This window comes from Methylobacterium sp. CCH5-D2 (genome assembly GCF_001556475.1).
Classification (GTDB): Bacteria; Pseudomonadota; Alphaproteobacteria; order Rhizobiales; family Beijerinckiaceae; genus Methylobacterium; species Methylobacterium hispanicum.
Map to the genome: position 1 here is coordinate 1 of NZ_LSIX01001055.1, position 25,804 is coordinate 25,804.

Genomic DNA, 25,804 nt, shown 5'->3' on the forward strand with positions numbered 1-25,804 from the left:
CGCCCGGCGCGCGGCCGAGGATGTTTTCCGGCTTGGCCTGATGCGCATCGAGACCCGCCGGGCGCGCGGCGAGGCGCCGACCGTCCTTCCCGCCCAGGCTCGCCACCGCGTCCTCGCGCGGGCGCTGGTGCCGCTGGAGAAACGGTTCCGGGCCAGGGTCCAGGCTCTCGCTGATCTCGCGGCCCAGGCGGCCGTGATGGCGGCCTGGATCCGGCGCGGCGCCGAGGTGGAGCGCACCAGGAGGACGCCGGGGATGCCCCGGCGCCCGGCCCGCGGAGCACCTGCCCCGCGGTTCTGATGATGTCGCGTGCATGGTTGCCGTTCAGCGGCGGCCGTACGACGTGACGGGCACGCCGGCCCCCTCCTCGTCGTCCTCATCGACGAACCGCGTCCGCGGCGCGATGCCTGGCACGAAGCCCACGTCGATCGTGAGGCCGGCCGGGGACCGCGGCAGGGCCGCGCCGGGGCGCCCGTAGACCACGAGAGCGCTATAGGCGACGGTTCGGAGCCACCTCGCCTGGAGCGTGCCCAGGTCAGAGGCTACGGCATCTACCGGCGCCATAGCGTCGAGGTATGCCCACGGGAGGGCGGCGGGGTCGCTGCCCAGGACGCCCTCGGCGTGGCGTTCGACGGACCCGCGGAAGATGTCCGCCACCGGCTTCACCGGCGCGGCGGCGAACAGGGTGCGCAGCTCGTCGCGCAGGCGGGTGTCGGTCTGGCCGACCGGCACGTAGGCGCTCTCGACCACGCTGTAGGCCGTCACGGCCTTGGCGTAGTCGTTGAACGCCACCTTGTTCGGGGCGTCCGAGGTCAGGGGCTGGATGTGGGCGACGGCGGACAGCAGGTCCGCCCGGGAGAATGGGGACGTGGACATGGTGACGGTGGGCTCCTGAAGGAGGTCACGCCCGACGTGGACGGACCCTTCAGGGTGCCACTCCGGATTTCGCCGTGTGGCGCAGCGCCCGAAAAAGTGGGCCTCCGGCAAAATCGTGTGGCTGGTGCAGCTGAAGAGCCGCACTTTTCGCCGCGCAGCGGGCTCGAACGGGCGCCCAGGGTGGCTTTTGGGCTCGGTAATCCGCCCGCGCGGCGCCTCTTCCCGCGAATCGGTGCGGGTCCTATATTCGAATCGCCGTCTCCTCGGTCGGGCACGTGACCGGCCGTGGAGTGCGAAGAGGTGGCCCGCCTGACGGGGTACGAAAGGGTCCGGAGCAATCCGGCCCCTTTCGTCTTTCTGGGCAGGCGTTCGATAGGGCGGACGCTGCGGCCCGGCCGCCTGCGGCTACCGCATAGCTCCGCCCGCGCTACGACTCGCGCGGATTCCTGCGCGGTCGCTTCGTTCGAGGTCGCCCGCTGCCCTCCGGCAGCCTTCTTTGGGTTCCGTTTTCCCCGATTCTCGCAAGGTTATAACCTGAGTAGGCGTGCGCTGCGGGGATTTGCACCCTCCCCCCTGTTGCGGGGAGGGATGGGTGTTCGGCACCGATCCCTTCCGCGCCAGCCGCAGCCAGGCGGTCCACTCGGCCGAGACGATGCGCACGATGTTGGTATCATTCCGGAAGCCGGTCACGCGCCGCTCCTTGACGGTCACGAGCCCGAGCTTCACGGCCTCACGAATGGCGTTGCGCACTGTGGTCTCGGCGACGCCCACGATCGCCGCGAGGTGGCCGACGGCGAGGCGGCAATCCTTCCGCCGCACGACCTCCGCCGCCACGAGGGCAAGGACCGCCTGCTCAGCTAGCGTGAACCGGGCCGCAAGCCCTGGCGGTAGCCGCCCCGATGCGGCCCAGCGGCGACGGCGCTCCAGCGAGGCATCTGTACGCGGGCGGGAGCCGACGGTCCTTCTGGTAGACGCTGCGGCATCCGGAGCGGGTTGGCTATCGCCCGAGTTAGAAGCTGCTGGCGCTGCTAGGGAACCTCGCCGGGCAGCCGGCGCCTCGGTGCGTGCCTCGATCAGGCCAGACAGCACCTCGGCCTCGGCCTCAGTGACCCTCCCCTCCCCGTAGGCGCGCCAGAGCAACGCCGTTACCTGGGGCAGGGTGAGTCGGGTGGCCGCCTCGATCGCGCGGCGGATCTCGTCTGCAAACACGTGTCTCGGCCCTTATCCGCAGGGCCACAGAGGGACGTTCGGCGGCGCAGCCTGTGCGCTCCGTTCAAGACAAGCCGGTATCGTCGCGGGAATTGGCGTTCCCGCTTGACGCCTGGAGCGTCTCATGGCTTGTGAGGGGCAGCGATACCGGCCTCACAGGCCATCTCGATTTTCGACGGGCTCCTCGTTTGGCGACGGGGGGCCCGTTGGCTTTTCAGGGTCCTACTGCGGCGGCAATGATCTCCTAGTGCTGCCGGCGACTCGCGCGAGCGCGATCCGTAGCCGGACAAGGCATGTCGGCCGGGCGGCATGGTTAAGTCAACGCCGACGTTGGCGATGAGCCAGCGCGTGACCGAACAGACCTACTGGATCGTGGCCAACGGCGCAGACACTGAGGAAGTGGCGCAGATCATCCAGAGTGCGCTGATCTCGCTGGGCGACTGTGGCACTATCACCGTGCGCGAAAAGGGCAGCGGCAAGGTCGTGATCGGCTCAGTGAACTCGCTGGTGCTACCCGATGGGAAAGCCGAGATGAAGTTCATGATGTGCTCGACGCCGACGGGGATGGCGACGGGGCCGCAAACGAGGGCGAATAATGCCTTATCGTATTGCCCCGTCACCCCCTCCTTATTGTTCACTGACTGTGAACAGCGAGCAGCATGTGAACTGTGAGCAGTGTGTGAACTGTGAGCACCTTGTTGACAGCTTGACCTTAGTGGCGGACCATGATCGCTGGCACCCACTCGACGCCTTCCAACCAACCTCCTGCCCCATGGGGCTTTCATGCCAACCATCATCTTCGCCAGCCCCAAAGGGGGCGTCGGCAAATCGACCTCGGCTCTTGTCCTCGCAACCGAACTGGCGGGCAGGGGAGCTAACGTCGCCGTGATCGACGCAGACCCCAACAAGCCCTTGTCCCGTTGGTCCGCACGACCCGGCAGACCGGACAAGCTGACCGTCCAGGCAGATGTGCGTGAAGACACGATCATTGATGCCATCGAGACCGCCGAGCGGCAGGCGCAGTTTGTGATCGTAGACATCGAAGGCACGGCCAACATGCTTGTGGCCTACGCCATGAGCCGAGCCGACCTCGTGATCATCCCCTGCCAGGGCAGCCAACTCGACGCGGCCGAGGCCGTGAAGGCTATCAAGCTGGTGAAGCGCCAGGAGAAGGCATTCATCCGGACGATCCCGTGCGCAGTCCTGTTCACCCGGACGAGCGCCGCCATCGGGACACGCGACCTGAAAGACATTCAGGCGCAGCTTGCCGAAGCAGGGGTGCAGACCTTCACCACGCAGATGGTCGAAAGGGCCGCTTTCCGCGCCCTATTCTCCTACGGTGGCATGTTGGGCGGCCTCGATCCCAGCCAGGTCAGCAATATCGACGCCGCGAAGCGCAACGCCAAGATCTTCGCGCAAGAGGTCGTGCAGCTTCTTAAAAGCCATGGCAAGCCATTGCAGCGTGAGGTTGCGTGATGGGTGAGCGCGCCAAATTGTTCGAAGAGGACGATCTGGACCTGTCGGAGTTCACGCCGAAGGAAGGTCCACCACCGGCCGCGCCGGACCTGGAGAAGGTGCGGGAGGTTTCCGAGGCCGCAGATTTTCACAGCCGGGAGCCTAAGGCGACCAAGCCCAGGGCCGTGAAGCCGGCCGAAGCGGTCAATTCCGCGGGGCCAGCCGAACCGGAAGCCACGAAGCGCAAGCCTCGCTATCACCGCACCGGTCGCACAGTGCAGTTCAACTGCCGCACGACGCAGGCCTGTTCAGACGGCATGTACGCCATTGCCGATCAGCAAGGCTGGCTTGTTGGGGAAACGCTTGAGCGCGCCTACGCCGCCTTGCGCCGGGAGCTGGAGAGAAAGCCAAGCTAGAGCGAATCGCCAACAGGGTTGAACTGCTGCGTCTACCAGTGCCGGTGGCCAGACGTGGCGATTATCATTAAGCGCGCCGCGCAAGGCTACCGCTGCATGAAGCCTAAGGTGCTTTGGGCGACACCAGGGGCTCGCTGTTCACTGTTCACACACTGAGATCTAACTGTTCACAGTATGTGAACTTTGGTTCGGCACGTAGCTGCTCGATCCGCATGAACCAGAAAAGTGAAGGTTTTCCAGGCGCATAAAGCCGAGGGTGGCAGCCGTCGACCGCGTCGCCGAGGATTTGGGCCTCGTTTCGCGGGAGACGGCCACCATCCAGCGCAAGGCCAAGCGTGGTCCAAGCGGTCCTACTGGTCAATTCAACCTTCGCGCAACCGTGGCCGACATGAACGAGTTTGTGGATTGGTGCGGCCGCGAGCGAATGAGCTATCGGGAAGGTTTTGGAAAGCTGATGGAGATGAAGTGACGGGCTGAACAATAATATTAGCCCTTGCACTACGGAAAAAGAGAAAGGGTTAGTCGTCAGACTAACCCTCCTCGTTTCCAGTTCTTTAATATTCAAGCCGTCAAAGGGCTTATCAGAAGGCCGTCTTCTTACCGATGATACCGACGAAGCTCGACCGGAATTGTGTGCCCCACTTGCCGTTCTTTTTTGTCACAATGTAGAGCGAGTCGTAGGTGCCAATCGGCTTGTTGTCTTTGTCGAAACGCGTGAACTGCGTAACGAAGTGCAGCTTGTCCTCGCCCTGCTGAACGAGCTTCCGGGTCGTCCAGTCCGTGTGATCCCAGTTCTTGGCCTTAGCCAGCTCAGCCACGTCGTTCGACTTGGCATACTCCTCGGGGGTCTCCCAAACCTGCAGCTCGTTGTTGCCGGCGATGCGCGAGTGCGGGAAATTCAGGCTGGCAGCCCACGCCTTGCCGTCCCGGGAGTTGAACGTCTTCATGAAGTTGTCGAGTGCGGCGCAGCCCTCCTTGAGTAGGGCGTTGCTGCCAGGGCTCAGGCACTCATCCTGCGGGCTGCTATCGGCAGCCTGAGCAACCGGAGCAACGGCGAAAGCAGCGAGCGCCGCCAGAACACGAAACGTTTTCATCGGTTGATTTCCTTTCTTGAGCTATTTCAACTGGCTGCGTGCCGCAGCCCTCCCAAACCTGGCAAGCTTTTTGTCGATCTTGCCAGCGTTAGCTGTAATACTGAGGCGCTTTCTTGAACGCCGGCCAGGCGTCCGGATCGTGCCCAGTAACCACTTCAGCGCCGGTCTTCTCGGCGAGCGCGCGCAGCTTCTGCACGGACCTAACGCTATCGACCGCTGAGGCCAGGAAGCCGGGCAGCGCTTTCTCGTTCCAGTGATCGAGCGTGTAGGCCGCATCAATGGTTAGCAGCAGCGGCTTGGAGTTCGGCAGGCGCACCAGGAACGACTGATGGCCTGGCGCATGACCGGGGGTGAACACCGTCGTCAGAGTGCCGTCGCCGTAGATGTCGTAGTAGTCGTCGGCGTGGCCGTTCAGGAACTGCCACTTGAGATTGGGCCGGTCGAAGTCGGCACGGATATAGCCGCCCTTAGCGAACCAGTCCGGCGTGAACGCGTACTCGTACTCAGACCGCTGGACGATGTGCGTGGCGTTCGGGAAGCGGCCGATGGCACCGGTGTGGTCGAGGTGCAGGTGAGACTGGAGGACAAAGCGCACGTCCTCCGGGGCAATGCCGAGACGGCGGAGCTGATCGACACAGCCCTCGTCCTTGCCGAGCACCGGCTGATAAACATCGGCGATGCCGCCCCAGTACGCACGAGGATTTTCGGCAACCTCTACCGGGTTGCCGCCGTCAATGATAGCGTGGCCGTCCGGATGGGTGATCAGAAAGAACGGTACCGGGATCTCGTAATCGGCGCCGCATCCCTGATTCATCTTAATATTGTGGACTTTGCACTTCAGCGAACCTGCCTGAAGCATGTAGAGTCTTTTTTCGTTCATTCATTCCTCCCATAACTAGTGGAGAAGCCGACTTTAAAAGGCCTCTCTGTAAAGCTGCAGGGCGTCCGCTTCCGTGACCTCCACCGGGTTGTTCACGAGGAGGCGTGTCTGCTTCATGGCGTCTGAGGCCAGAAGAGCGAGCATGTTTTCGCCCACGCCCACGTCGCGCAGACGACGCGGCGCACCGCTTTCGTCCATCAGCGCCTGCATAGCCTCCACGAAGTCATGGGCGCGATCAGCCGAGCGCGCCGGCACCGCGATCACCTCGGCCAGTTCGGCGTAGAGTGGTGCGGCGGCCTTGGCGTTGAAGCGCAGCACCGGGCCGAGCATCAGGGCATTCGAAAGGCCGTGGGGCACATGGTAGTGCCCCCCCAGGGGATAAGCCAACGCATGCACCGCCGCGACAGGCGAGTTCGAAAACGCCTGGCCGGCGAGCATCGCGCCGAGCAGCATGCCTTCGCGCGCGGAACGATTGGCACCATCCTGACAGGCCGGGACTAGGTTGGTCGTCAGCAGCCGCAGCGCCTCGCGGGCGAGCGCATCGGAGAGTGGGTTTTTCTTATGCCGGCTGGTGTAGGCTTCGATCGCATGCACCATCGCATCGATGCCGGTTGCAGCCGTGTGAACCTGCGGCAGGCCGACCGTTAGCTCGGCATCGAGCAGCACGTAGTCCGCGTAGAGCTGCGGCGACACCACACCCATTTTGGTGGTTTCGCCGGTCGTGATGATCGAGATGTTGGTCACTTCCGAACCGGTGCCGGAGGTGGTCGGCACCAGGGCGAGCGGCAGCCGGTCACCCTGAACCTTGCCGATCCCGTACATGTCCCCCAGGGACTGCCCGGTGCTGCCCAGGAGCACCGCGGCGAGCTTGGCGACATCAAGCGAGGAGCCACCGCCGAAGCCGAGCACGATGTCGGTGTCCTGCTGACGGGCGGTCTGCACACACGCGTGGAGGACGCTCTCCGGGGGATCGGCCACCACCGCGTCGAAGATCGTCACGGTGAACCCGCTGGACTGCAGGTTAGCCAGAATGGGCTCGATCAGGCCGGCTTTCACCAAGCCGGCATCTGTGACCAGAAGCAGGCGGCGCGCTGGGAAACGTGCGGCTAGGCGCTCGCCGAGATGAGCGGCCCCGGACCATTCCATCTGGATCGAGGGAACGGTTTGGAAATCGAAGGTCGGCATGACCGGATAGCTCCTGAAAGTGCGCGGAGGGCAAAAGCGCTCAGGCGACGGACGAGCACCAGTATTTGGTCTCGGTGTATTCATCGATGCCGTACTTTGAGCCCTCACGGCCCAGTCCGGATTGCTTCATACCGCCGAACGGCGCAACTTCATTAGAGATAACGCCTGTGTTGTGGCCTATAATTCCGTACTCAAGTGCTTCAGCCACACGCCAGGAGCGGCGGTTATTCTCAGTGTAGAAGTAGGCAGCGAGGCCGAATTCGGTGTCGTTAGCCATCCGCACCACCTCGTCCTCGGTCTCGAACCGGAACAGCGGCGCAACCGGTCCAAAGGTCTCCTCGCGGGCGATCCGCATCGATTGCGTGACATCAGTGAGCACGGTCGGCGCGTAGAACAGTTCCCCGGCACTGTGGCGCTGACCGCCAACCAGGATCCGCGCCCCGCCGTCGCGGGCGTCAGCCACATGGCTTTCGACCTTGCGGATGGCCGCCCCATCAATCAGCGGCCCGATTTGCACCCCATCATCGGTGCCGATGCCGACCTTCAAACCGGCGACCCTATCGGCCAAGCGACGGGAAAAGGTTTCGTAGACCCCAGCCTGGACGTAAATCCGGTTCGCGCAGACACAAGTCTGTCCGGCATTTCGAAACTTGGAGGCTATCGCACCCTCGATAGCCGCATCGAGGTCGGCATCATCGAACACGATGAACGGCGCGTTGCCTCCGAGTTCCAGCGACAGCCGTTTGATCGTTGGCGCGCACTGCGCCATGAGTAGCCGACCGACGCCAGTGGATCCCGTGAACGACAGCTTGCGGACCCGATCGCTGGTAGTCAGCACCTCACCGATGACCTTGGCAGGGCCAGTCACAATCTGCAGGACCCCGGCCGGCACGCCGGCCTGTACGGCTAGGTCGGCAAGAGCAAGCGCTGTCAGCGGCGTTTGATCGGCCGGCTTGACGATGAGAGTGCAGCCAGCGGCCAGCGCCGGGCCGGCTTTGCGGGTAATCATCGCCGCTGGGAAGTTCCAGGGCGTGATCGCAGCACAGACACCCACCGGCTGCTTCAGGACCAGAATGCGTTTGTCGGTCTGCGGCGGGGGGATGACATCGCCGTAGACGCGCTTGGCCTCTTCAGCAAACCATTCGATAAACGAGGCCGCATAGAGGACTTCGCCGCGTGCTTCCGCAAGGGGCTTGCCCTGCTCGGCGGTCATAATCGCGGCCAGATCATCCGCGTTCGCAACGATGAGGTTGAACCACGTCCGCAGGACTGCTGCCCGGTCACGGGCGGCAGTCTTGGACCAATCCCGGAAGGCGCGTTCGGCGGCGTCGATCGCCTGCTCGATGTCGTGCTCATCCAGCGAAGGAACTGTAGCCAGATGCGTCCCATCGGCAGGATTATGAACCGCAATGGTCGCACCATTGGCCGGCGCCAGCCAGGCGCCATCAACCAAGCAGGCCTCACGCAGGAGACTGGGGGATTTTAGGTGCACGAAGCAACCTCCCTAGGACCTTGTTTGGTTCATCTAATTGAACCATGTTCTTGTAATTGAACTTATGCCGAGGGACGACCGATGAGTCAAGGTAGGCAAGCATGAACAACATTCAGGGCGAGAGCGGCCCCGAAACGGTGCCAGCTCTTCGGCGCGCTGTCCGAATTCTGGATTTGGTAAGTGCAACCGACGCCCCCCCCAACGCTGCCGATCTGGCACGTGCACTGTCGATCCCGAAAAGCACCGCGCACGGACTGCTAGCCAGCATGGTCGAGCTTGGGCTGCTCACCCGATCGCAAGACAGCACCTACCGCTTGGGGGCGCACCTCATGCAGTGGGCCAGCGGCTACCTGGGGCAGCAGGACATCGTGCAGGAGTTTCAGAGACACTTCATGGAAAACGCTGAACTGTCGGAGCACACGGTAACACTAACCGTCCTTGAAGGCACCGAGGTGGTGTACCTGAGCTGCCATAACAGCAACAAACCACTTGGCTTCACCTTTCGCATTGGGATGCGCTTGCCAGCGGTCTTCACGGCCACTGGTAAAGCTCAGCTCGCAAACGTGTCAGACAAGGAACTGGAAGGCCTGCTAGGGACAACTTGGCCCGAACCGTTGACGCGATCCAGCATCAGAAGCCTAGACCAGCTCCGCCAGGAGTTCGGAGCCATTCGCCAGCGTGGCTACTCCATCGATGATGGCCAGATACGTGAAGGCATGATTTGCGTCGGCGCCGCTGTACGAGACTTTTCCGGCCGCTCAATTGGCGGGGTGGCGATCAGCCTGATCGAAAGTGAGGCAATCCCGCAAGTGCTTGACCGGGTAGGGATGGAACTACGGCGAACAGCCGATGCTCTGTCCGCTCGCCTTGGAGGTTAGCGGTTAAATCCAATCAAAATACATTAATGTTCACACAGTATGTTTCGCCTGAATGGCCGCTTGGCTCAGTATTTAGAATGGAGCCGAAGCCTACTTTACGGCCCCGGTGCGCAGGATCGTCGTTAGTTCCTCCTCAACAGCCGTCGGAAATCCCAGCGCGTGCAGCTTCGTCACCGTGTCCTTGACTGGGTAGGCGAAGGATCGCAGCGTGAAGGTGCCATCCTGCCAGACGGCATAGCTCGCGCGGGCCTCGCCCGTGCGAGGCTGGCCGATGCTGCCGGGGTTCACCACGGTTTGACTGCCGAACTGGCCGAGAAACGGCACATGGCTGTGCCCGACCAGCAGCACGTCGGCGGTGACGGCGTGCAGCTCGTCCGCCCAGGCATCCGGGGCGCCGCGCCCGTAGAGCGGATCGGACGGCGTGGCGTGGGTCAGGTGAAAGCGCACCCCCTCCCGCTCGGCCTTGATGTGCTGCGGCAGCTCGCGCAGGTAGGCTTTCTGCCCGTCGTCCAGCAGGGATGACGTGTGCCGGCGCGTGGTTTCAGCCAGCACGCGATAGCGAGCGCTCCACCGGCTGTCGTCGTCATGGCCCACCGCATGATCGTGGTTGCCCTGCACGACCAGCGATGCCCGTAGCCTGATTTCCTCGACGACTTCCCGCGATTGAGGACCATAGTTGACTAGATCGCCCAGCATCCAAAGCTCGTCGTAATCTTCGGGCAGCGCCTGCAAAGCGTCCAGATTGCCGTGAACGTCGGAGATGATCACCAGTTTCATGCGCGGGAGCATGGCTCAGATTGCGCCTGACGAACATCAGAATATCCCGCTGTGCTCATTACTCATGAGTCGTGAGCATACCCGATGCCGTCCAAGTCCGACGGTCGGTGCGCCCAAAACTCAGGCTCAAGATCATCGATCTCTCGCTGTCAAGAAAACGACCGTTTTTCTGACACTAGTGGCGAGTCTTAGACGGGGCTCCCCATACAGCTCCGATCTTGTCGGAAAAACGTGTCAGCTTTTCTATTGCGGATTAAAGGGTCTTTCTACACTATCCCGACATGCTCGTCGGATATGCCCGCGTCTCCACTCTTGATCAGAACCTCGACCTCCAGCGCGATGCGCTGACCAAGGCCGGGTGCGAGCGCCTGTTCGAAGAGAAGCGCTCCGGCAAGGCGGGGACCAAGCGACCCGAGTTCGAAGCAGCGCTGGCCTACCTGAGGCCGGAGGATGTGCTCGTGGTATGGAAGCTCGACCGGCTCGGCCGCTCGCTCGTCGAGATGATGCGCACCATCGACGGCCTGCGGGTCAAGGACGTGCACTTCCGCTCGCTCACTGAGCAGTTCGACTCCGCCACCGCTCACGGCCGCTTCGCCCTGCAGATGCACGGGGCCATGGCCGAGTACTTCCTCGACCTCAACCGCGAACGCACCATGGAGGGGCTCAAGGCAGCGCTCGCCCGCGGTCGCAAGGGCGGGCGACCGAGAAAGCTCTCCGAGGCTGATCTCGACGTCGGCCGTGCCCTGCTGGCGGCCGGCACGATCAGCGTGGCTGAAATCGCCAAACGGCTCGGGGTTAGTCGCGACTGCTTCTACACCTACTTCCCGCGTGCTCGGGCTGCCAACTCCATGTACCGGTCCAGATCGTGAGACAGATCTGATGCAGGTGCGCCTTCGCCGTTGCCGCCGGGAGCTGAAACGAGGGCGGCCGCCCATGTCCGATATCCGTTGGCCCTGGCAATGGCTTCGATGCAGTGGCCGTGGATCGCGGGCTCGCCTCGGCTTCGAAGCTCAAGCTTGAGGGCCTGCGCATCGCGCCTCATCTCTTCCAAGGTGCGAGTAGAGCGTTGGTGCATAGCGATCCTCATATATGAAGTAGGTCGGGATTTACGTGCAATCGACAGCGCTACAATAGTTTTAAATCTTCGATCAAAGTAAATACTGCCCGAGTGCTTACACGGTCTCAACGGCCAAACATCCAGATCGGAACGCCTTCGGGCTGCCCGGGCTTCGTGTAGTGCGTCAGGTGGTCGAAATGGATCTTGGTCCGAGTGATCGCACTGACCTCACCACCCAACCCCAGCACGAGGCCGCCGCAATAATCGACGCGGACCGTGCCGATCTCGGGATGGACACCGAACAGTCGCGGCGCTGTCCATCCCAAGGCCTCGGCTTGCGCGCCGAACGCGTCCAGGAAGGCGAGCGCACGAGTATGGACGGCCGACCAGATCCTTGGTCGATAGTCCGGGCAGGGCATCTCGTGGGGGGCCAACCGCGCCAAGCCCGCCCGCCACAAGTCCAGACCATCGGTCTGCGGCAGCCCATCTGTGACGTCGGTCGCGGCCCCCACATCGAGTTCAGCTTGAGCCTGGGCTTCTGCCTGCTCTCGGGTGAGGCCGCACTCGTACTCCAGGAAGGCGGCGCGCTCATCGAAAGTAGGCACATCGGAGTCGGGTTCGACCGGAGACGAGGTCGTCGACCGAGTGCGATGGCACGCGCATTTCCCACTTTCTTCTCTTTTTCTCACTACAAAAGAGGAAGGTGGGAGATGCAACCCTTTGATACGGCTAGCGTTTCCCGCACTTCCCACATTTCCTACCAGTCCGGATACTATGGCTTCGCGCGCGCACACTTGCGTGGCGGCTGCGGCCCTCGGAAGGTCGACATATTCAGCTCGCGGCCCCCTCCCCTCGGAGTGGGAAATGTGGGAAGTATGGGTAAAGCATTGATTTATTGAATTATTTTCGTTTCCACCGTCGGCATAGATTGCGGGAAACGTGGGATCGCCGGCCCCCTCCGGAACCGCCAAGCCAGCTGCCAGTCCGCGGGCGAGTGCACCGAGGTCCATCAGGCACGCCCCCCTGCATAGACCGCGAACAGCGGTTCGATACGAGCGATGCGCCCAAACTCCTCGCGCGACAGGGCGTAGGCGTCGGTCTTGCCAAGCTTCGCCACGTAGGCGACGGCGAGGTGACGCTCGCTCTTGCGCTTGACGATGAAGCCCTGCCGATCGAGAGCTCGGGCGACCTCCATTTCCTTGAGCGCGTTGCCGGCCGCCTCCACGAGGCGGTGGCGAGGGATGTAGACCGCGTCATCGTCGTACCAGCCGAACGAGTCCCTGCTGGGCGGCTGCCTCCCCTCCGTCAGCTCGGTCGGGTAGATGGTGGAATCCCACCGCTCCAGGATCCAGGTCCGAAGCGCGGCGGTCGCCTGCGCTTCGGGATCGAGCGCCATGGCGTCGCTGGAGTTCCGGAACCGCGCCCAGGCCCAGCGGATGGCGCCATGGACGTCGAGGGTTTCGGGCAGGATGCCGAACTCCTTGGCCAGCGTGCCGGCGGCGGCGAGAACGGCGAAGGGTTCAGCGGCCCGACTCAGTGAAGCGTCCGCACCAGCGCCCGCAAGGGCGATCACGCTCTGGTTGACGAGGTCGCGGATCCCCTCGGCTTGTCGCAGGCCGCCCTGCTCGATCAGTGCGGCGACGAAGGCGGGACCCGCGTGTCCGTAGTGCTGGTCCACGCCGTGGATCGTGGCGCGTACGCTTGCATCGACGGCCCGGTCGACGCCGGTGATGTCGACGTCCGGCATGCGCACGGCCATGCCACCGAACCAGTCACCCCCGTCACCCCGGACCTTTTCCTCCAGCGACTTTTCCGCCGACAGAAGCACGAAGGTCGACCAAGTCAGGCTCGGCCGCAGGGCACCCGTGGGCGTCATGCGCGACTTCCCGACGCCGCTGGCGACGCTGTAGATGATCTTGCCCAGCTCGACCCCGTTGACGTGACCGAGCTCGTCCAGCGCGAGGATAGTGGCATCGGCGCGGGAGGCCATCGCCTCGACGCCGTTGGCCGTCGCGCGCGCCGTCTGCAGCAAGCTATCCCGTTGGTCGAGCGCGGCGCGGGACCAGGCCGAGACCGCGAGGCGTTGCGCGGTGGTCTTGCCCCCGCTGGTCCGGCCCGAGATGTTGATGCCGCAGGTATCGAGGCCGAGCAGGGCGATCAGCGGCCCGGCGAACCCGGCCATCGCGCCGAGCGCCCAGTGCTGGCAGCCCGGGACAGCCACAGCGGCCGCAACGGCGGCCTTCCACCCCTCCAGGGTCCCACCCTTCGCCACCGGAGCTGCGATGCGGGCGCCGGCCGAGAGTTCGAGCGGGTTCCCGTCCGGGCCCCCGACGATCTGCCCGGACGGGCAGACGAAGAAGCGATCGTCCTGGTCCGCGAGCGTGTGCCATCCGGGGGCCCGCACGACGGTGATCTCCTGCACAGGATCAGCCGCCTTGAGGCAACGCACGGCGACTAGCTCGCCGTCGTCTTCCGTGCGCAGGCCCGCGTCGAAGAGGAGGGCCCGGATTTCGGCGCCTGCCTGCTTGGCCAGCGTCCCGCGGTCGATGTCGATCTCGCGGCGGCGTCCGCCCATGTCCTCGACGGCGATGCGCAGGCCGTAGGCGTCGTCCTGGTCCACGAAGCGGAGCCGGGCAACGACACCGAACGGCGAGGCGACCGGCTGCGCCTCGACGGCGTCGCCTACCTGCACGCGGCGATGAACGCGGATCTTCCCACCCACAGTCCGCTGGTAGCGGAGGTCCAGGGTGTCCAGCCGCGGCAGCGGGTAGTCTCGCTCGACGCGCCGGAGTTCCTCCAGGTCCTCAGCCCGCTTGCGCTCGGCCTCCACCTCCTCGGCCACCGGCGTGAAGGTCTCCGCGGTGAGAATGCCCGCCCGGACCGCTTCTGTCCCGTCGGCCCCGTGGACGTCGAGCCAGTCCGTCGCGGTGCCTGGCTCGCCCGGCAGCGCGATCGACACGCAGACCTGCACTGGAGCGCGGATCCCGAACGTGCGCGCCGCCTGTTCGCCCCGTTGGCTGGGTGCCTCGCGCCCCGCCTTGATGGCCTCATCCCGATCGGCGGCCACCGTGATGCGCCGCGTGGCATCCCAAGGCTTGAACGCCTCGATGCCGCCGGCGTTGATCGCCGAGATGACGGCGACCTCCCGGTTCGCGATCTCCGGCTGGAAAGCGAACGCCACGGCCGCTGCGGTCTCAATGCCCTCCGCCAGGATCGCCCAAGGGGCCGAAGCCGGGTCCCCCCAGAACACCGCGCGCCCCGCAGTGCTTTCCTCCCCGACCAGCTTCGCGGACTTCTTCGGGTCGCGCAGCTTGCCATCGGGACCCGGGCCGAGCTCCGCCTTCCCGGCGCCGGCGGGTGCGAGATAGATGCGGTGGGCGTGCTCGCGCCCCTCGCGATCGACGGTGCCGAATACGGCACAGGGATACTCGCCCACCTTCGAGGGCTTGGCCCGGCCGGACGCAGGCGGATCGAAGTAGGCCAGCCCCCGGAGGCCCACCGCGGGCGTTTCTGGCATCGGCACCGCGTCCTGCTCGATCCCGAGGCGGTGGGCGAGATAGGCGCGCGGCAGGGTGTCGTCGCGGCGCTCGGACGGCGCATCCAGCAGGCTGCGCGCGTCGCTGGCCTGGAAGGTCCCGCCCCCGATCCGCTGGCGGATCAGGTCGGAACGCCCGAGGATCTCGACGCAGCGGATCTTGGCCGCTTCGAAATCGAGCGCCTCGACCTTGCAGGCGATATCGAACACGCTGTCCGACTTGCGGCCGGTGCAGGTGCAGATCGCCCGCCCCTTCTCGGTCAGCCGCCACTTCCTGGCTCCCCCGTGGGCGGGGTAGGGGCAATCGATGTGGCTGCGGCGCCCGGCCTCCCACGGGATGCCGAGGGCCTGGACGATGGCGGTCTCGTGGCCGGAGACGGCCTGACGCGCGGCGTCGGTCGAGACGTAGCGCTCAGCAGGTGAAGTGGTCATCACGAACGCCTCCGATCGTCGACGATGGGAAAGGCCAGCTCGGCCAGCAGCGCGGCCGTCGCGGCGGGGCAGCGGAACCGGGTGGCGATGACCGCCTGTCGACGGATCTCCGCCGCCTCGGCCGCCGGGGCCGGTGTCTCCGCCGTCATCCCGGTCGGCCGGTCCTCAGGACGCTGATCCCTGAACTCCATCGTGGCCCATGCCCCATGCCTGCCCGGAGTCACCCGGGACTACCTCCGCGATTGAGCACCACCCTCGGCCGCCTCGCCTGCTCTGGGAAAATCCCCAGAGAAGCGAGCATCTTGAGCGGAAAATGCTGGCGCTCGGCTAATTTCGGAGATATTCCGTAATAGGTAGAAACACAATACGGAAAATTTCCGTATTAGGGGTCATAGTTATGGCAAGGTTACCGGCGCTGATCGACCTACTCACCTCGTTCGGGGGCGGGGAACGGAAGACCTTGGATGCGCAGTCCCGGATGCTGCGCGACGCCGGGCTGCTCAGCCCCAGCAAACGTGGCGTCGGAGCCGCCGCCATGACGACGGAGGATGCGGCAACCCTCTTACTCGCCTACATGGCAACTGACTCTGCCGCATCGACACCAGAGATTGTGCAACGCTTCGCAGGACTTACGAACTATCTGTACGAAGATCCGGACTACGATCGGTTCCAGCCACGATACAGTCGAGCTAATCTTATGTTCTGGCCGCTCTACAGTGCTAGAACATCGTTGGATGCCCTGAAGGTGATGATTGCAGCATCAGATAGCTGTTGGGATTTTTGCCGAGATACGGGGGGGAAGCCCATGCAAGGGGATAAGCCAACACTCGCGCACTTAGCTGCGCTTGGGGCATGGCGCGAGACGTTCAATGCCCGCGATGTAGAAATCAGTCTTGACCGGGTCAGTAGGTCACTATCGATAAACATCAACGACATTTACGTACACAAATATAGCCAAAAGCCATATTACTTACCGGAATATGACAAAGATGATATATTTTCTAGGCGCACTTTTAGTCACAGATGGACCGAATTTAGTCGCTACGATCGCGACGATATTCGACCACTGATGACAAAGGTGGTTCATATATCAGGCGAAGCTTTGCTGAAAATAAATCATCTCATAAACAATCATTGATGATTTTGCGATATATTCAAATATTATCCAGGAACAATTGATTTGTAGCGAGGTGCGAATAGGAGAGACGTCAGGAAGGCACACCAGGGCCCTGGCTCGGCCGTGTCGAGGAGATTGATGGCTGCTCGGTCGGGCCCCCCGCGGAGATGCCCGGCATTCGCACGCGCTTAAGCTTCGACCTCAATGGCCTGCTCGACGACAGCGCTCTCGACAAACGTCCCGAGCCGCTGAGCCATGGAGTTGTAGAGGTCACTGCTGTCCGACCCGTCGCTGAGGGTCAGCACGAAAGCCACGTCCTGCTCGCCCAGCTCGTGGTGATCGGCGGCGTCGAACTGAAAGAGGTCGCGAGCGAAAACGCGAGCATGCAAGCGCATCGTGTCGCCGCTGAAAGTAATGCCCCCACGTTGGCCGAAATCGCGGATGTGCCGACGGACGGGGTGCCACTTCGCCAGGTCACTTCTGGCTGCGAGTTCGGGCGCACGATCCTCACGCATCGAACCCAGGAGGTTACCCGTACCTCCGGCGCGGGTGGTGTACTGCAAGGCGGCCTGCAGGCGCGTAGCGAAGTAGTTGGGCCCTCCATTGTCGGAGACGATCGGGTCGAGGATCGCCGTGAGCCGGCCCTTTCCGGCAAGCTTGCCATTCCGGATCATCTCAGGCGGGATCGGGATGCCGCGCCAGTAATAGTTAAAGCCCGGCCGCATCTTGGCCCGCCATGCGAGGGTCACGGAACCGGGAGCGCAGGTCCAAGGAAGATGTTCATGCAGAGGTGTGCCCCAGCCCAGCGCCGCGTCGTGACGCTCCAGCTCGGTCGCGTTAATGATCAACGCCCGCACAAGGTCGGGCGTCGGATCGCGCAGGTTGGCGAAGGTGTGTGCCGCAAGGGATGACACCAGAGGCGTCGCGAAGCTGCTGCCCGTATGCTGTCCGCCACCGATCATGCGGAGGTTTGAGAACCACGAAAGGTCTGGTTTGAGCATCCCGTCCGGACCGGGCCCGCGCAGAGAAACGGTGCAAGGACCACCCGGCACGCCATCGCCTGCGTGAGATCGACCTCCAACAGTCAGCGCAGCCTCACAATCCGCGGGCGCACAAAGCTGCAGGGTACCGCCAGCGCGCTGGTTGCCAATGGAGACCACCGGCAAGATGCCGTGGTCGCGGGCAATCGACCGGATCTCGTCGCCGAGGAAGCTGACGAGGTCGGCTTCCGCCTCGGGCTCAACGGCATTGAGCGAGATGTTCCAGACCCGCGTCTCGGGGTGGGCTCGTGCAACAGCACGCAGGTAATCGACGAGGCGGGCGAAGTCCGCTGGATAGTTTGCGCCTGGCCGGGGAAGCGCCCGCACTGTGCCGACGCGGCAGTCGAGCTGAGGCAGGTTGAGGCGATGGTTCCAGGCGTGGGCGTGCACCACAAGGGAGGTCACGCGATTGCCGTGGACGTGATCGGCATGGATTGGTGGGACGAGGTCGGGAGCCTGCCATGCCTCCAGGCCGGTGTAGCTCTGTGCGGTCAGTCCGCCATCGACCACCGCGACGATCGGCTGAGCGGCAGCGTTCGGTACGGGCGGAGTCGGCTCGGCGCCGAAGCCGGGCGATGTCGCCTCGATGCGCGGCACCGGGTCGATGCGAAAGGACGAGCCGGACAGGACGATGGCCTGAAGCGCATCACGGCTTGGCACTGTGACGACGCCACGTGCGCGGCCGACCCTGCGATAGCTGCGAACGGTTCGCGCGAGGTTCGTTTCGTCCCTTCGGACGTTCACGACCGCCTCTGTGCCGATCATGCGAGGCGGAAGCTCGACCACCGAGAACGTCGGTATGACAGCGCGCTCGGCCTCGAAGCGCATGAGCGTCTCGATCACCGATGCACGGGCACTCTCGTCGCGGAAAGGTAGGAGCCACAAGACGAACGCCTTGCCGCCCTCAACCTCGGAAGCACGATCCCAGAGGGCTTCGACCCCACGGCCGCGGAGCAGATCGTCGGCTCCGTAGGGACGTATGTCGCGCACGCGGGAAATAGCGACCCGCGCCTCGACGGCAGAGGCGTTGCGGATATGGCGGGCCAAGGTCGGAAGGTGCGCGACCTCGGCTTCAACCAGGTAGCCGCCACGGGTGGGCGCGACGAGCCGCGCATAGCGGCCATCGGTGAACAGTGCTCGCGGTGTCCAGCTCGGCGCGAACGAGTCCTCAAACATCTCGACGGCCAGATGGATACGCCCTGCGTGTGCGGCTGGCGCACCGCTGCCCACGATAGCGTCGATCCGCTCGGATAGGATACGACGCTGCGCATCCAAACGGTCCTGTACGACGTGCTCTTCCTTCGCCCCTCGACCTTGAACAGTTTCGGGTACTGCCTCCTTGCGAAGTGTCAGGACCGGGTTGAGCGCGGGACGCTCGCGGCGATCATCCGGCGGCATGCCCGGGCTCCTTCAGATAGGCGCCCACAGTCTGACGCGTGACGCCCAGGAGCCGCGCGATGTCGGCGGCCTTCACGGCGACGCCGCTCAGGTGCTGGGCAAGTTCCTTTCGGTGATCCGCCGCTACGCCGGAGCGGCTCGGTAGGGTGAGCGGCCCCTCACGGCTTCGTAGCACCGCCCAAACGACGGCGCTGGCGTCTACTGGACTACCGTTGAGCGCAGCATGCCGCCGGGCGGACAAAGCGATGTTCTGGATATCCGCGCCACTCAGCCCCTCGGAGACTATCGCCAGCGTCTGTGCGAGTTGCGTCGCGCCATCATCGGCCTCGAAGAGGAAGTGGTGCCACAAGCCAGTTCGCGCGCCTGCATCCGGCAACCCGAGGTCGGCCTTGTAGGGGAAGCGCCGCCAGATGGCCGGGTCGAGGAGCTGCGGGTGGTTTGTCGCAGCGAGCACCACGGCGCGATCATCGAGAGAGTCCAGCCCCTGGATGACGGTGTTGACGACACGTTTCAGCTCGCCCAGCTCGTGCCGGTCGTCGCGGACCTTGGCGACAGCGTCCATCTCATCGATGAACAACACTGCTTCGCGCGACGGCACGAAGTCGAAGATGCTGCGGATGTTCTTCGCTGTGTCGCCCAGGAGCGAGGAAATCACCGAGTCCAGTCGCACCGTGTAGAGGGGGCGGCCGAGCTGCGCGGCGATGTGGCCAGCCAGGAGGGTCTTGCCGGTACCAGGGGGGCCGGCGAGCAGCATCGACAGTCGCGTCGCGAGCCCCTTGGAGGCCAGGAGGTCGGCGTTGCGCACGTCTTCCAGGAAACTCGTGACCACGGCGCCATTGGCGTCGCTTAGGAACACTGGCGTCGTCGGCCAGGGCTGTTCTTCGATCAGCGGTAGCCGGGACTTACTATCGACCGGCAGGCTCTCGGCGTAGCCAGAAGCGCGCAACGGCACTCCCTTACGCCGGATCAGCGTGCGCAGGGTGCGGGCAGCGTTCTCGTCATCGAGGTCGCCAGCAATCTTGCTCCCCATTCGGCGCACGCGCGTGTAGTCGGCCGCAAGCGCAGCATCGACCAGCTCGAATAGGTCGTCGTTGGAAACCGGCATCAAAACGCGCCCTGACAAGCCACGAGGGCATCTTGTAAGGGCTATTCCGTAATTTTGTCAAGAACGAATGGTGAATTGTAAGATTGAGAGGCGATCCTGTCATGTGATCGGACGCCGTGGATAGTTATGCTACTGTGCGGTGATGGCGCGTGAGACCACCACCTCGGCCATGCCGTCGGCCTCGGCCTCATGGCGTCGGTGCCGCGACCGGGGGTGAGACCCAGAACCAGAGCGGGCAAGCCTTGCGACCGGCCTCCTCGCGGATCCTACCGGTATCACGGCACCGGATAACGGCGCCCCGGGGATCGTTCCACGTCATCAGCTCCAGCCACAGCCGAGCGGTCTCGGGACCTTCCCGAAATGCCACCCTCAGGGCCGCCTCCGTCTCTGTGATCGCGGCGCGCGTCGTCGTCGTGCCCGCCCACCAGCCGCCTCCGGCCCCCATGCACAGGGCAACCACGAGGCCAAGGGCCACCGTCGCTGCGGTGCGCCGGTCCATGGCCCGTACCCGGCTGGCGAAGGCCTTCGCGGATGCGTCGGCCAGGGCGTTGGTCAAGCTTGCTACGGTCGCGGTCTCGGTGGCCCAGCACTCGGCCCGAAACCGCGCCGCCTCGGCCTCCGCAGTCTCGCGTCCCTCGGCGAGGACAGTGCGCAGCTCGGCGACTGTCTCGGCGCCAGCAGCCACGAGCGCGTCGTGGCGCGCGTCGAGGTGATCGGCATGCACGGCCATGCCCTCGACGAGGGGCGACATCGGGTCCCCGTGTTGGAGCCCGGACGCACGCGCCGCCTCGCGCAACATGTCCCCTGTGGCGGTGGGCGGGACCACGGGCAGAACCCGTCGCGAGGCTGGTGCGGCGCCCCGGGTCACGGGAGCCACTCCAAGACGGAGGCGAAGCGCTCTTCCATTCTGCGGAGCCAGATGGAAACCTGCTGACGCTTCCAGGGACCGAGCGGTCGGGCGCCCGCCGGCGCGAGACCTTGCGCGGCGAGGTAGAAGGTCAGGCCCCCCTCTTCCAGGTCGGGGCCCGGCTCCAGGCGCGGCATCGAGGCCAATCGCGCGCCGCGGGCGACGGTGGCCGCGAAGATCGGCATCGTCTGCACGGTCTCGGAGAAGGCCGCGTGCGCGCTGCGCCCCGGCGGCACGGTACCTTCGTTCAGCACCAGGACCGTCGCCGGGCTCGCGAGCAGGCCGCCCTCCTCGACACTTTGAAGATACGCGGCATCGTCGATCGACGCGCCCATTAGGTGCACGCAGACGATGTCGATGCCGAGGGCCGTGAGCCACGCGAGCAGGTCCATCTCGCGAGCGATGGATTTGAGCAGGAGATCACCCCCGCCGAGGTCCAGCAGCACGTCGTGCCCGCAGAGGAGCTGCGTCTCGACGAGGCCGGCGATCCAATTCCGCACGTCGGCGTCGTCGGCCGAGGCCGGGCTCACCGCGTGGGAGAAAAACCGGGCCAGCGTGCGATTGGTCCGGTCGCCGTCGGCGACCACGACGGTCCGGCCGGCATTGGCGGCCCGGTCGATCATCCACCGCGCCAGAAGCGTTTTTCCACGGCTCCCGCGGCCGAGCAGCAGGATGAGCTTCGGGCGGATCTCGACGTCCGGCGATGGTGCGGCCAGGGTTTCAGTGAGGCGGGTAGCGGTCTTGGCCTTCGTCATGATGAGGGCTCCTCGTCGGGGGCCGGGCGACGCGGCGCCGGCTGCGGTTGGCGGGACGGTAGGGGCGGCAGGGGGACGCGAGAGGCGCCCATCGCCGCGAGGACGGCCGCGATGTGCTCGGTCGCCTCGACGGCGCCGGCCGGCGTCCCCGCGATCGGCGCGGCGGCCGGGGCGACGGGTGCGGGCGTGGTGCGAACCGGCATGGCGGCCGGTGCGGGCGGGACGACGCGCACGCCAGGAACTAGCTCCCCCGGTGCTGGACGAGCGCGAGCTTCTGCCTGCCGGGCGGCGGCCACGGCCTCGCGCACGCGCCTCCAGGTCCTCGACGCGGTGTCACAAGTCAGGGGCCGGCCGTGCTCGTCCGTCAGCTCCAGGTCAGCGAAGGCCGCCAGGGGCGCGGTCCACTGGATCCTGCCGGTTCCGAGCTGGCGCAGCATCTCGTCGTGGTGACGGATCATCCACGTTCCAAGCCTCCGGTCCCCGGCCCGGGCCCGCGCAAAGGCGGCGGCGATTCCTCGATCGCGGCGGGGCATTAGAACGCCCTCTCTGGCTGGAGAAGAGGGGCGGCACGGGGCCCGGAGCGGTGCCGCATCCGGAGACGACCGGGGCGTGGGAGCCGGGTTTCAGCCCCTACAGACCAAGGCACCCGTAGTCGGGTCGTCGGCCTCGGCCGAGTGGTACAATCCGAATCGTCGGCCCGCGCAGGGCTTGGAGCCGACGTGCGGAGGCCTTCACGGTGACGGAGCGGGAGGCCCTCGGGGCGTTGGTCGCGGAGGTCTCGGACCTGCGTCGCGAGGTCTGTGCCCTGACCGGCTGCATGGCGCAGATCATCACCGGCCAGGAGGCGCACACCGCTCTGTTGCAGGCGCTCCTCTCGGCCGTGGTTGACCTCGGCGAGGAAGGGGGAGGCGACGGGCTGGCCGAGACCCTCGGTCGGATCGCGGACACCCTGGATGAGCAGGGCGAGACGCTTGCCGCGATGCGTACCGGTCTCGACGCCATCCCCGCGGCCGTGGCGGCGACGCTCGGCACCGCGCGGGCAGCCTGAGGAGCGGCCGACGTGCTCACGTACAGGGTCGGATCCGCTGGCGGCCTGAGCGGCGCACGGGCCATGACGGCGCACCTCATGGAGCCGACGCTCCCGCCCGAGATGGCGCAGCTGGCGGCCTATTACGCCTGCGCCCCGGGCGCCTCGACGATGCCGCCGGAGGCCTTCACGGTGACCGTTCCCCGTGTTCGCGAGGACCTGGATCCAGGGCTCGCGCGCCTGCTCGGGCTCGACCCACGCCGGCCGCCGGACGCCGACGGCATCGCATATCTGCTGGCCGGCCACCGCGCCGACGGCACCCCGATCCCAGGCCGGGCGGCGCGGCCGGCGATGGTCTCGCTGGCCGAGGAGACCGGGCTTCCGGCCGACCGGCTGCCGACCGTCGAGGAAGTCGAGCGGGTGCTCGCCGGCCGACACGCGGTGACGGGCGAGGCCCTGCCGGCGGAGCGCGTCGGGCCCCTGCGCGCCCGCACCCTGCGGCTGTTCGGGGCGACCGAGACCATGGCGGCCGGCGAGATCCTGGATGCGCTCGCCCAAGGTCGCCGGGCAGATGGTGCTCCTCTGCGGCCGACCGCGTACCGGGACGCCGTGACGGCCTCGCGCGTCGCTGTAGGCTACGTCGACTTGTGCTTCAGCGCGGATAAGAGCCTGAGCATCGCGACCCTCCTGGCGCCGACGGCGGCCGAGCGAGCCGCGCTCCATGCCGTCCATCGCGAAGCGGTCGCCGAGACCATGAAGGCCATCGAGGCGGTGCTCGGGCGCGCCCGGCGTGGGAAGGGCGGCCGCGGCGGCACCGAGGCCGGGCGTCTCGCGTGGCTGGCCTTCGACCATTTCACGTCCAGGCCCACGGTGGATATCCCCGACCGAGACGCCGCCACGGGCGAGGCCTACAGCCATCTCGCCGTCGTTCGGGCAGCCGGAACGCCACAGGTCCACACGCACGTCTGTGTCCCGTCGGTGGTGCTGACGTCCTCGGGCCACGTGGGTGCACTCGACCTTGCCGAGATGCGGGGCCTGCACACCTGGGGCGCCCTCTACCAAGCCCATGTCGCCACCGGGCTGCGGAGGCTGGGCGTCGCCGTCGACTTGGACCCGGACACTGGAGCCGCACGGGTGCGGGCTGTGCCGGAGACGGTCCGCACCGCGTTCTCGCGCCGCACAGCCCAGGGCGAGGCGGCCGCCCGCGCCTATGCCACCGCTCAGGGTCTCGATTGGGATTCCCTCGACGCCCGGCGCCGGGTCGGGCTGCTCAAGGCCGGCGTCCAGGGAAACCCGAAAGCACCGAAGGTCGATGATGTGGCCGATGTCGCGAGCTGGCGCCGCGACGCCGAGGCGCTCGGTTGGCATCCGACCGGAGTGTCCAATCTGGACAGGCCGATCCCGCTCCCGCCCAGGACCGAGCGGCTGGAGATCGCGCGCACCGCAGCGGTACCATTCCTCGAGCGTGGTTTTCTCGGCGAGGCGGTTCTCGACGGGTCCGCGGCCAGGATCGCCGCCGCGCGCGGGTTGGTCGCTTCGGGCGTCGAGGATGCCGACGAGGTCAACGACGTGGCCGCGGCGCTGGTGGCCGGCGGTGTCCAGGATGCAGGCGCGCCGGCCTCGGTGATCGTGCGGGAAGTTCGCGGGCCGCGGGGCGGGGCCGAAACCCGGCTGACGACGGCCGCCCACATCGAGCGCGAGACCCGCCTCGTGGACCTGGCGCGCGAAGCCGCGTCCGACCGCTCGGGCGCCCTCTCCGTCGAGGAGGTGGAAGCGGCCGCCGCAGCGTCGGGGTTGGACTTCACGGGGGCCCACGGCGAGGCCCAGGCTGCGGCCATGCGGGCGATCGGCACAGCTTCCGGGCGCGTCTCGGTTCTTTTGGGGTCGGCCGGCGCCGGGAAGACGTCGCTCCTGAAGCCACTGGTGTCCGCTTGGACCGCGCGAGGCCGACGCGTCCACGGCGCCGCCATCGCGTGGCGCCAGGCGCAGGCCCTCGGCGAGGCCGGGATCCCGCAGGAGCAGTGCCTCGCGGTCGCCGCGCTTCTTGCCCGTGCCCGAAGCGGCGCGCTGCAGCTCGGCCGGGATGATGTCGTGATCGTCGACGAGGTGTCGCTCACGTCGGCCAGAGACGCCGTGGCGCTTCTGGAGATGCGGGAGGCCTCGGGCTGCACCCTCGTCGCGATCGGCGATCCGCTCCAGGGCCATAGCGTCGAGGCCGGCGGCGTTGTTGGCCTTCTCACGCGCGCGCTGGACGGGGCTGTCGCCGAGGTGTCGACGACGGTCCGCCAGCGCGCCGAGCGGGAGCGGGAGCTCGCGGGTCTCGCGCGCGCCGGTCGGGCTGCCGACGTCGTGGATACTCTCCAGGACGAAGGCCGCGCCCGCCTCGCCCCGGGCACCCAGGCTGATGCCGCCGCCGACGCCGCCGCGTTGTGGTGGGAGCGCGTCCAGGCCGTCGACGAGGGCGGGGTGCTGATGGTCGCCCCGACGCAGGCCGATGCGCGCGCTGTGGCCGAGGCGATGCGGCGCCGTCGGCAGAGAGAGGGGAAGCGTGGACCCGAAATCGCGGAACTCGACGCCGTGGATCAGGCCGGCGCGGAGTACCGGCTGCCGGTAGCCATCGGCGACCGCGTGAGGCTCTACCGCCGGACATATGGGCGGGGCGCCGGCAGGGGCGCCATCGGCGTCAACGGGAGCATTCTGGAGGTGCGCGCCGTGGAGGCTGCCGGCATCATCCTGCGCTCCGGATCCGGACGTGAAGCTCTCGTGCCGTGGCAGGCGCTGCGCGACCGCGAGACAGGTCGGCTGCTGCTTGGGCAGGGCGACTGTCTCAGCATCGACAGCGCCCAGGGTGCCACTTCGGAGGAGTGCTGCCTCACCCTGCTCCGGGGCTCGGACGGCATGGATGCGAATAGGTTCTACGTCGCCATGTCCCGCCATCGGGCGCGGTCGTGGATCCTGCTGGGCGAGGGCGCCGAACGCCGCGCCGTAGCCGGCCAGCGGCCGCTCGGCGATGCGCGTCCGATCCGGTCGGCCGATATCTGGAGCCATGCCGCCGCGGCCTTCTCCCGACGGCCGGCGAGCGAGACAGCCCTCGACCTGATGGAGCGGGCACACGTCGCCCGGCGCGCGGCCGAGGATGTTTTCCGGCTTGGCCTGATGCGCATCGAGACC

At 66.0% G+C, this 25,804-nt stretch carries 25 protein-coding genes; 10 read left to right on the forward strand and 15 right to left on the reverse strand.

Annotated elements, in window-relative coordinates; translation table 11 throughout:
- The coding region (locus tag AX737_RS34995; RefSeq protein WP_197430752.1) for a hypothetical protein at positions 1–298 on the forward strand (298 nt) is incomplete at its 5' end.
- 24 nt (positions 299–322) lie between these two features.
- On the opposite strand, the gene AX737_RS28595 is transcribed toward AX737_RS34995, so the two are convergent.
- The gene (locus tag AX737_RS28595) at positions 323–874 is read right to left on the reverse strand and encodes a hypothetical protein (protein ID WP_066927265.1); all 552 of its coding nucleotides are present in this window, start codon (positions 872–874) and stop codon (positions 323–325) included.
- 405 nt (positions 875–1,279) lie between these two features.
- On the reverse strand, positions 1,280–2,083 hold the full coding sequence (locus AX737_RS32680; RefSeq protein ID WP_082773354.1) for a GntR family transcriptional regulator: 804 nt from the start codon (positions 2,081–2,083) through the stop codon (positions 1,280–1,282).
- A 336-nt stretch (positions 2,084–2,419) separates the two neighbouring features.
- Between AX737_RS32680 and AX737_RS33805 the strand changes: the two genes are divergently transcribed.
- The 4 genes from AX737_RS33805 (at position 2,420) to AX737_RS33810 (ending at position 4,423) form a co-directional block, all read left to right on the forward strand.
- Positions 2,420–2,755, forward strand: coding sequence for a hypothetical protein (locus AX737_RS33805; RefSeq protein ID WP_156454015.1), 336 nt, complete (start codon positions 2,420–2,422; stop codon positions 2,753–2,755).
- 111 nt (positions 2,756–2,866) lie between these two features.
- A complete protein-coding gene (locus AX737_RS28605; RefSeq protein WP_066927270.1) occupies positions 2,867–3,559 on the forward strand; it encodes a ParA family protein in 693 nt (230 codons plus the stop codon).
- Complete coding sequence (locus AX737_RS28610; RefSeq protein ID WP_066927272.1) at positions 3,559–3,954, forward strand: hypothetical protein; 396 nt, start codon at positions 3,559–3,561, stop codon at positions 3,952–3,954. Before AX737_RS28605 ends, AX737_RS28610 begins: the two co-directional genes overlap by 1 nt.
- Before the next feature lie 256 nt (positions 3,955–4,210).
- On the forward strand, positions 4,211–4,423 hold the full coding sequence (locus AX737_RS33810) for a hypothetical protein (protein WP_156454016.1): 213 nt from the start codon (positions 4,211–4,213) through the stop codon (positions 4,421–4,423).
- Positions 4,424–4,535: 112 nt separating this feature from the next.
- Here the strand turns inward: AX737_RS33810 and AX737_RS28615 are convergent, their stop codons facing one another.
- The 4 genes from AX737_RS28615 to AX737_RS28630 form a co-directional block, all read right to left on the reverse strand.
- A complete protein-coding gene (locus AX737_RS28615; protein WP_197430753.1) occupies positions 4,536–5,048 on the reverse strand; it encodes a hypothetical protein in 513 nt (170 codons plus the stop codon).
- A gap of 88 nt (positions 5,049–5,136) precedes the next feature.
- Complete coding sequence (gene attM, locus AX737_RS28620) at positions 5,137–5,928, reverse strand: N-acyl homoserine lactonase AttM (protein ID WP_066927276.1); 792 nt, start codon at positions 5,926–5,928, stop codon at positions 5,137–5,139.
- Between the two features lie 33 nt (positions 5,929–5,961).
- The gene (locus AX737_RS28625) at positions 5,962–7,113 is read right to left on the reverse strand and encodes an iron-containing alcohol dehydrogenase (protein WP_066927277.1); all 1,152 of its coding nucleotides are present in this window, start codon (positions 7,111–7,113) and stop codon (positions 5,962–5,964) included.
- A 40-nt stretch (positions 7,114–7,153) separates the two neighbouring features.
- Positions 7,154–8,605, reverse strand: coding sequence for an NAD-dependent succinate-semialdehyde dehydrogenase (locus tag AX737_RS28630; RefSeq protein ID WP_066927278.1), 1,452 nt, complete (start codon positions 8,603–8,605; stop codon positions 7,154–7,156).
- 101 nt (positions 8,606–8,706) lie between these two features.
- Between AX737_RS28630 and AX737_RS28635 the strand changes: the two genes are divergently transcribed.
- Positions 8,707–9,483 (forward strand): IclR family transcriptional regulator, encoded by a 777-nt coding sequence (locus AX737_RS28635; RefSeq protein WP_066927280.1) that lies wholly within the window; start codon positions 8,707–8,709, stop codon positions 9,481–9,483.
- A gap of 90 nt (positions 9,484–9,573) precedes the next feature.
- Here AX737_RS28635 and AX737_RS28640 read toward each other — a convergent pair whose 3' ends face one another.
- Entirely contained in the window at positions 9,574–10,260 is a 687-nt protein-coding gene (locus tag AX737_RS28640; protein WP_082773356.1) for a metallophosphoesterase family protein, read from the reverse strand.
- A gap of 281 nt (positions 10,261–10,541) precedes the next feature.
- Here AX737_RS28640 and AX737_RS28645 point away from each other — a divergent pair, with 281 nt between their 5' ends.
- Complete coding sequence (locus AX737_RS28645; protein ID WP_066927284.1) at positions 10,542–11,129, forward strand: recombinase family protein; 588 nt, start codon at positions 10,542–10,544, stop codon at positions 11,127–11,129.
- Positions 11,130–11,442: 313 nt separating this feature from the next.
- Here the strand turns inward: AX737_RS28645 and AX737_RS33815 are convergent, their stop codons facing one another.
- The 3 genes from AX737_RS33815 to AX737_RS33820 form a co-directional block, all read right to left on the reverse strand.
- Positions 11,443–11,922 carry a hypothetical protein gene (locus tag AX737_RS33815; RefSeq protein ID WP_156454017.1) on the reverse strand — a complete coding sequence of 160 codons (480 nt, stop codon included), beginning with the start codon at positions 11,920–11,922 and terminating at the stop codon, positions 11,443–11,445.
- 404 nt (positions 11,923–12,326) lie between these two features.
- On the reverse strand, positions 12,327–15,062 hold the full coding sequence (locus AX737_RS28655; RefSeq protein ID WP_197430754.1) for a DUF927 domain-containing protein: 2,736 nt from the start codon (positions 15,060–15,062) through the stop codon (positions 12,327–12,329).
- A gap of 221 nt (positions 15,063–15,283) precedes the next feature.
- The gene (locus AX737_RS33820) at positions 15,284–15,433 is read right to left on the reverse strand and encodes a hypothetical protein (RefSeq protein ID WP_156454018.1); all 150 of its coding nucleotides are present in this window, start codon (positions 15,431–15,433) and stop codon (positions 15,284–15,286) included.
- A gap of 329 nt (positions 15,434–15,762) precedes the next feature.
- On the opposite strand from AX737_RS33820, the gene AX737_RS33825 reads away from it, so the two are divergent.
- Entirely contained in the window at positions 15,763–16,422 is a 660-nt protein-coding gene (locus AX737_RS33825; RefSeq protein WP_156454019.1) for a hypothetical protein, read from the forward strand.
- Between the two features lie 167 nt (positions 16,423–16,589).
- Here the strand turns inward: AX737_RS33825 and AX737_RS28660 are convergent, their stop codons facing one another.
- The 5 genes from AX737_RS28660 to AX737_RS28680 all read right to left on the reverse strand — a co-directional run bounded on the left by AX737_RS28660 (position 16,590) and on the right by AX737_RS28680 (position 22,064).
- Complete coding sequence (locus AX737_RS28660; RefSeq protein ID WP_066927289.1) at positions 16,590–18,839, reverse strand: S8 family peptidase; 2,250 nt, start codon at positions 18,837–18,839, stop codon at positions 16,590–16,592.
- Entirely contained in the window at positions 18,826–19,944 is a 1,119-nt protein-coding gene (locus AX737_RS28665; protein ID WP_066927291.1) for an ATP-binding protein, read from the reverse strand. The genes AX737_RS28660 and AX737_RS28665 overlap by 14 nt, the downstream gene beginning before the upstream one ends.
- A gap of 187 nt (positions 19,945–20,131) precedes the next feature.
- Entirely contained in the window at positions 20,132–20,695 is a 564-nt protein-coding gene (locus AX737_RS28670; protein ID WP_156454020.1) for a hypothetical protein, read from the reverse strand.
- 113 nt (positions 20,696–20,808) lie between these two features.
- Positions 20,809–21,606: a hypothetical protein gene (locus AX737_RS28675; RefSeq protein ID WP_066927295.1), complete on the reverse strand. Its 798-nt coding sequence runs from the start codon at positions 21,604–21,606 to the stop codon at positions 20,809–20,811.
- Positions 21,603–22,064, reverse strand: coding sequence for a hypothetical protein (locus tag AX737_RS28680; RefSeq protein WP_066927297.1), 462 nt, complete (start codon positions 22,062–22,064; stop codon positions 21,603–21,605). Before AX737_RS28680 ends, AX737_RS28675 begins: the two co-directional genes overlap by 4 nt.
- A gap of 278 nt (positions 22,065–22,342) precedes the next feature.
- Between AX737_RS28680 and AX737_RS28685 the strand changes: the two genes are divergently transcribed.
- Positions 22,343–22,654 (forward strand): hypothetical protein, encoded by a 312-nt coding sequence (locus AX737_RS28685; RefSeq protein WP_066927298.1) that lies wholly within the window; start codon positions 22,343–22,345, stop codon positions 22,652–22,654.
- Between the two features lie 63 nt (positions 22,655–22,717).
- A partial coding sequence (gene mobF, locus AX737_RS28690; protein WP_156454021.1) for a MobF family relaxase occupies positions 22,718–25,804 on the forward strand: 3,087 nt, incomplete at its 3' end.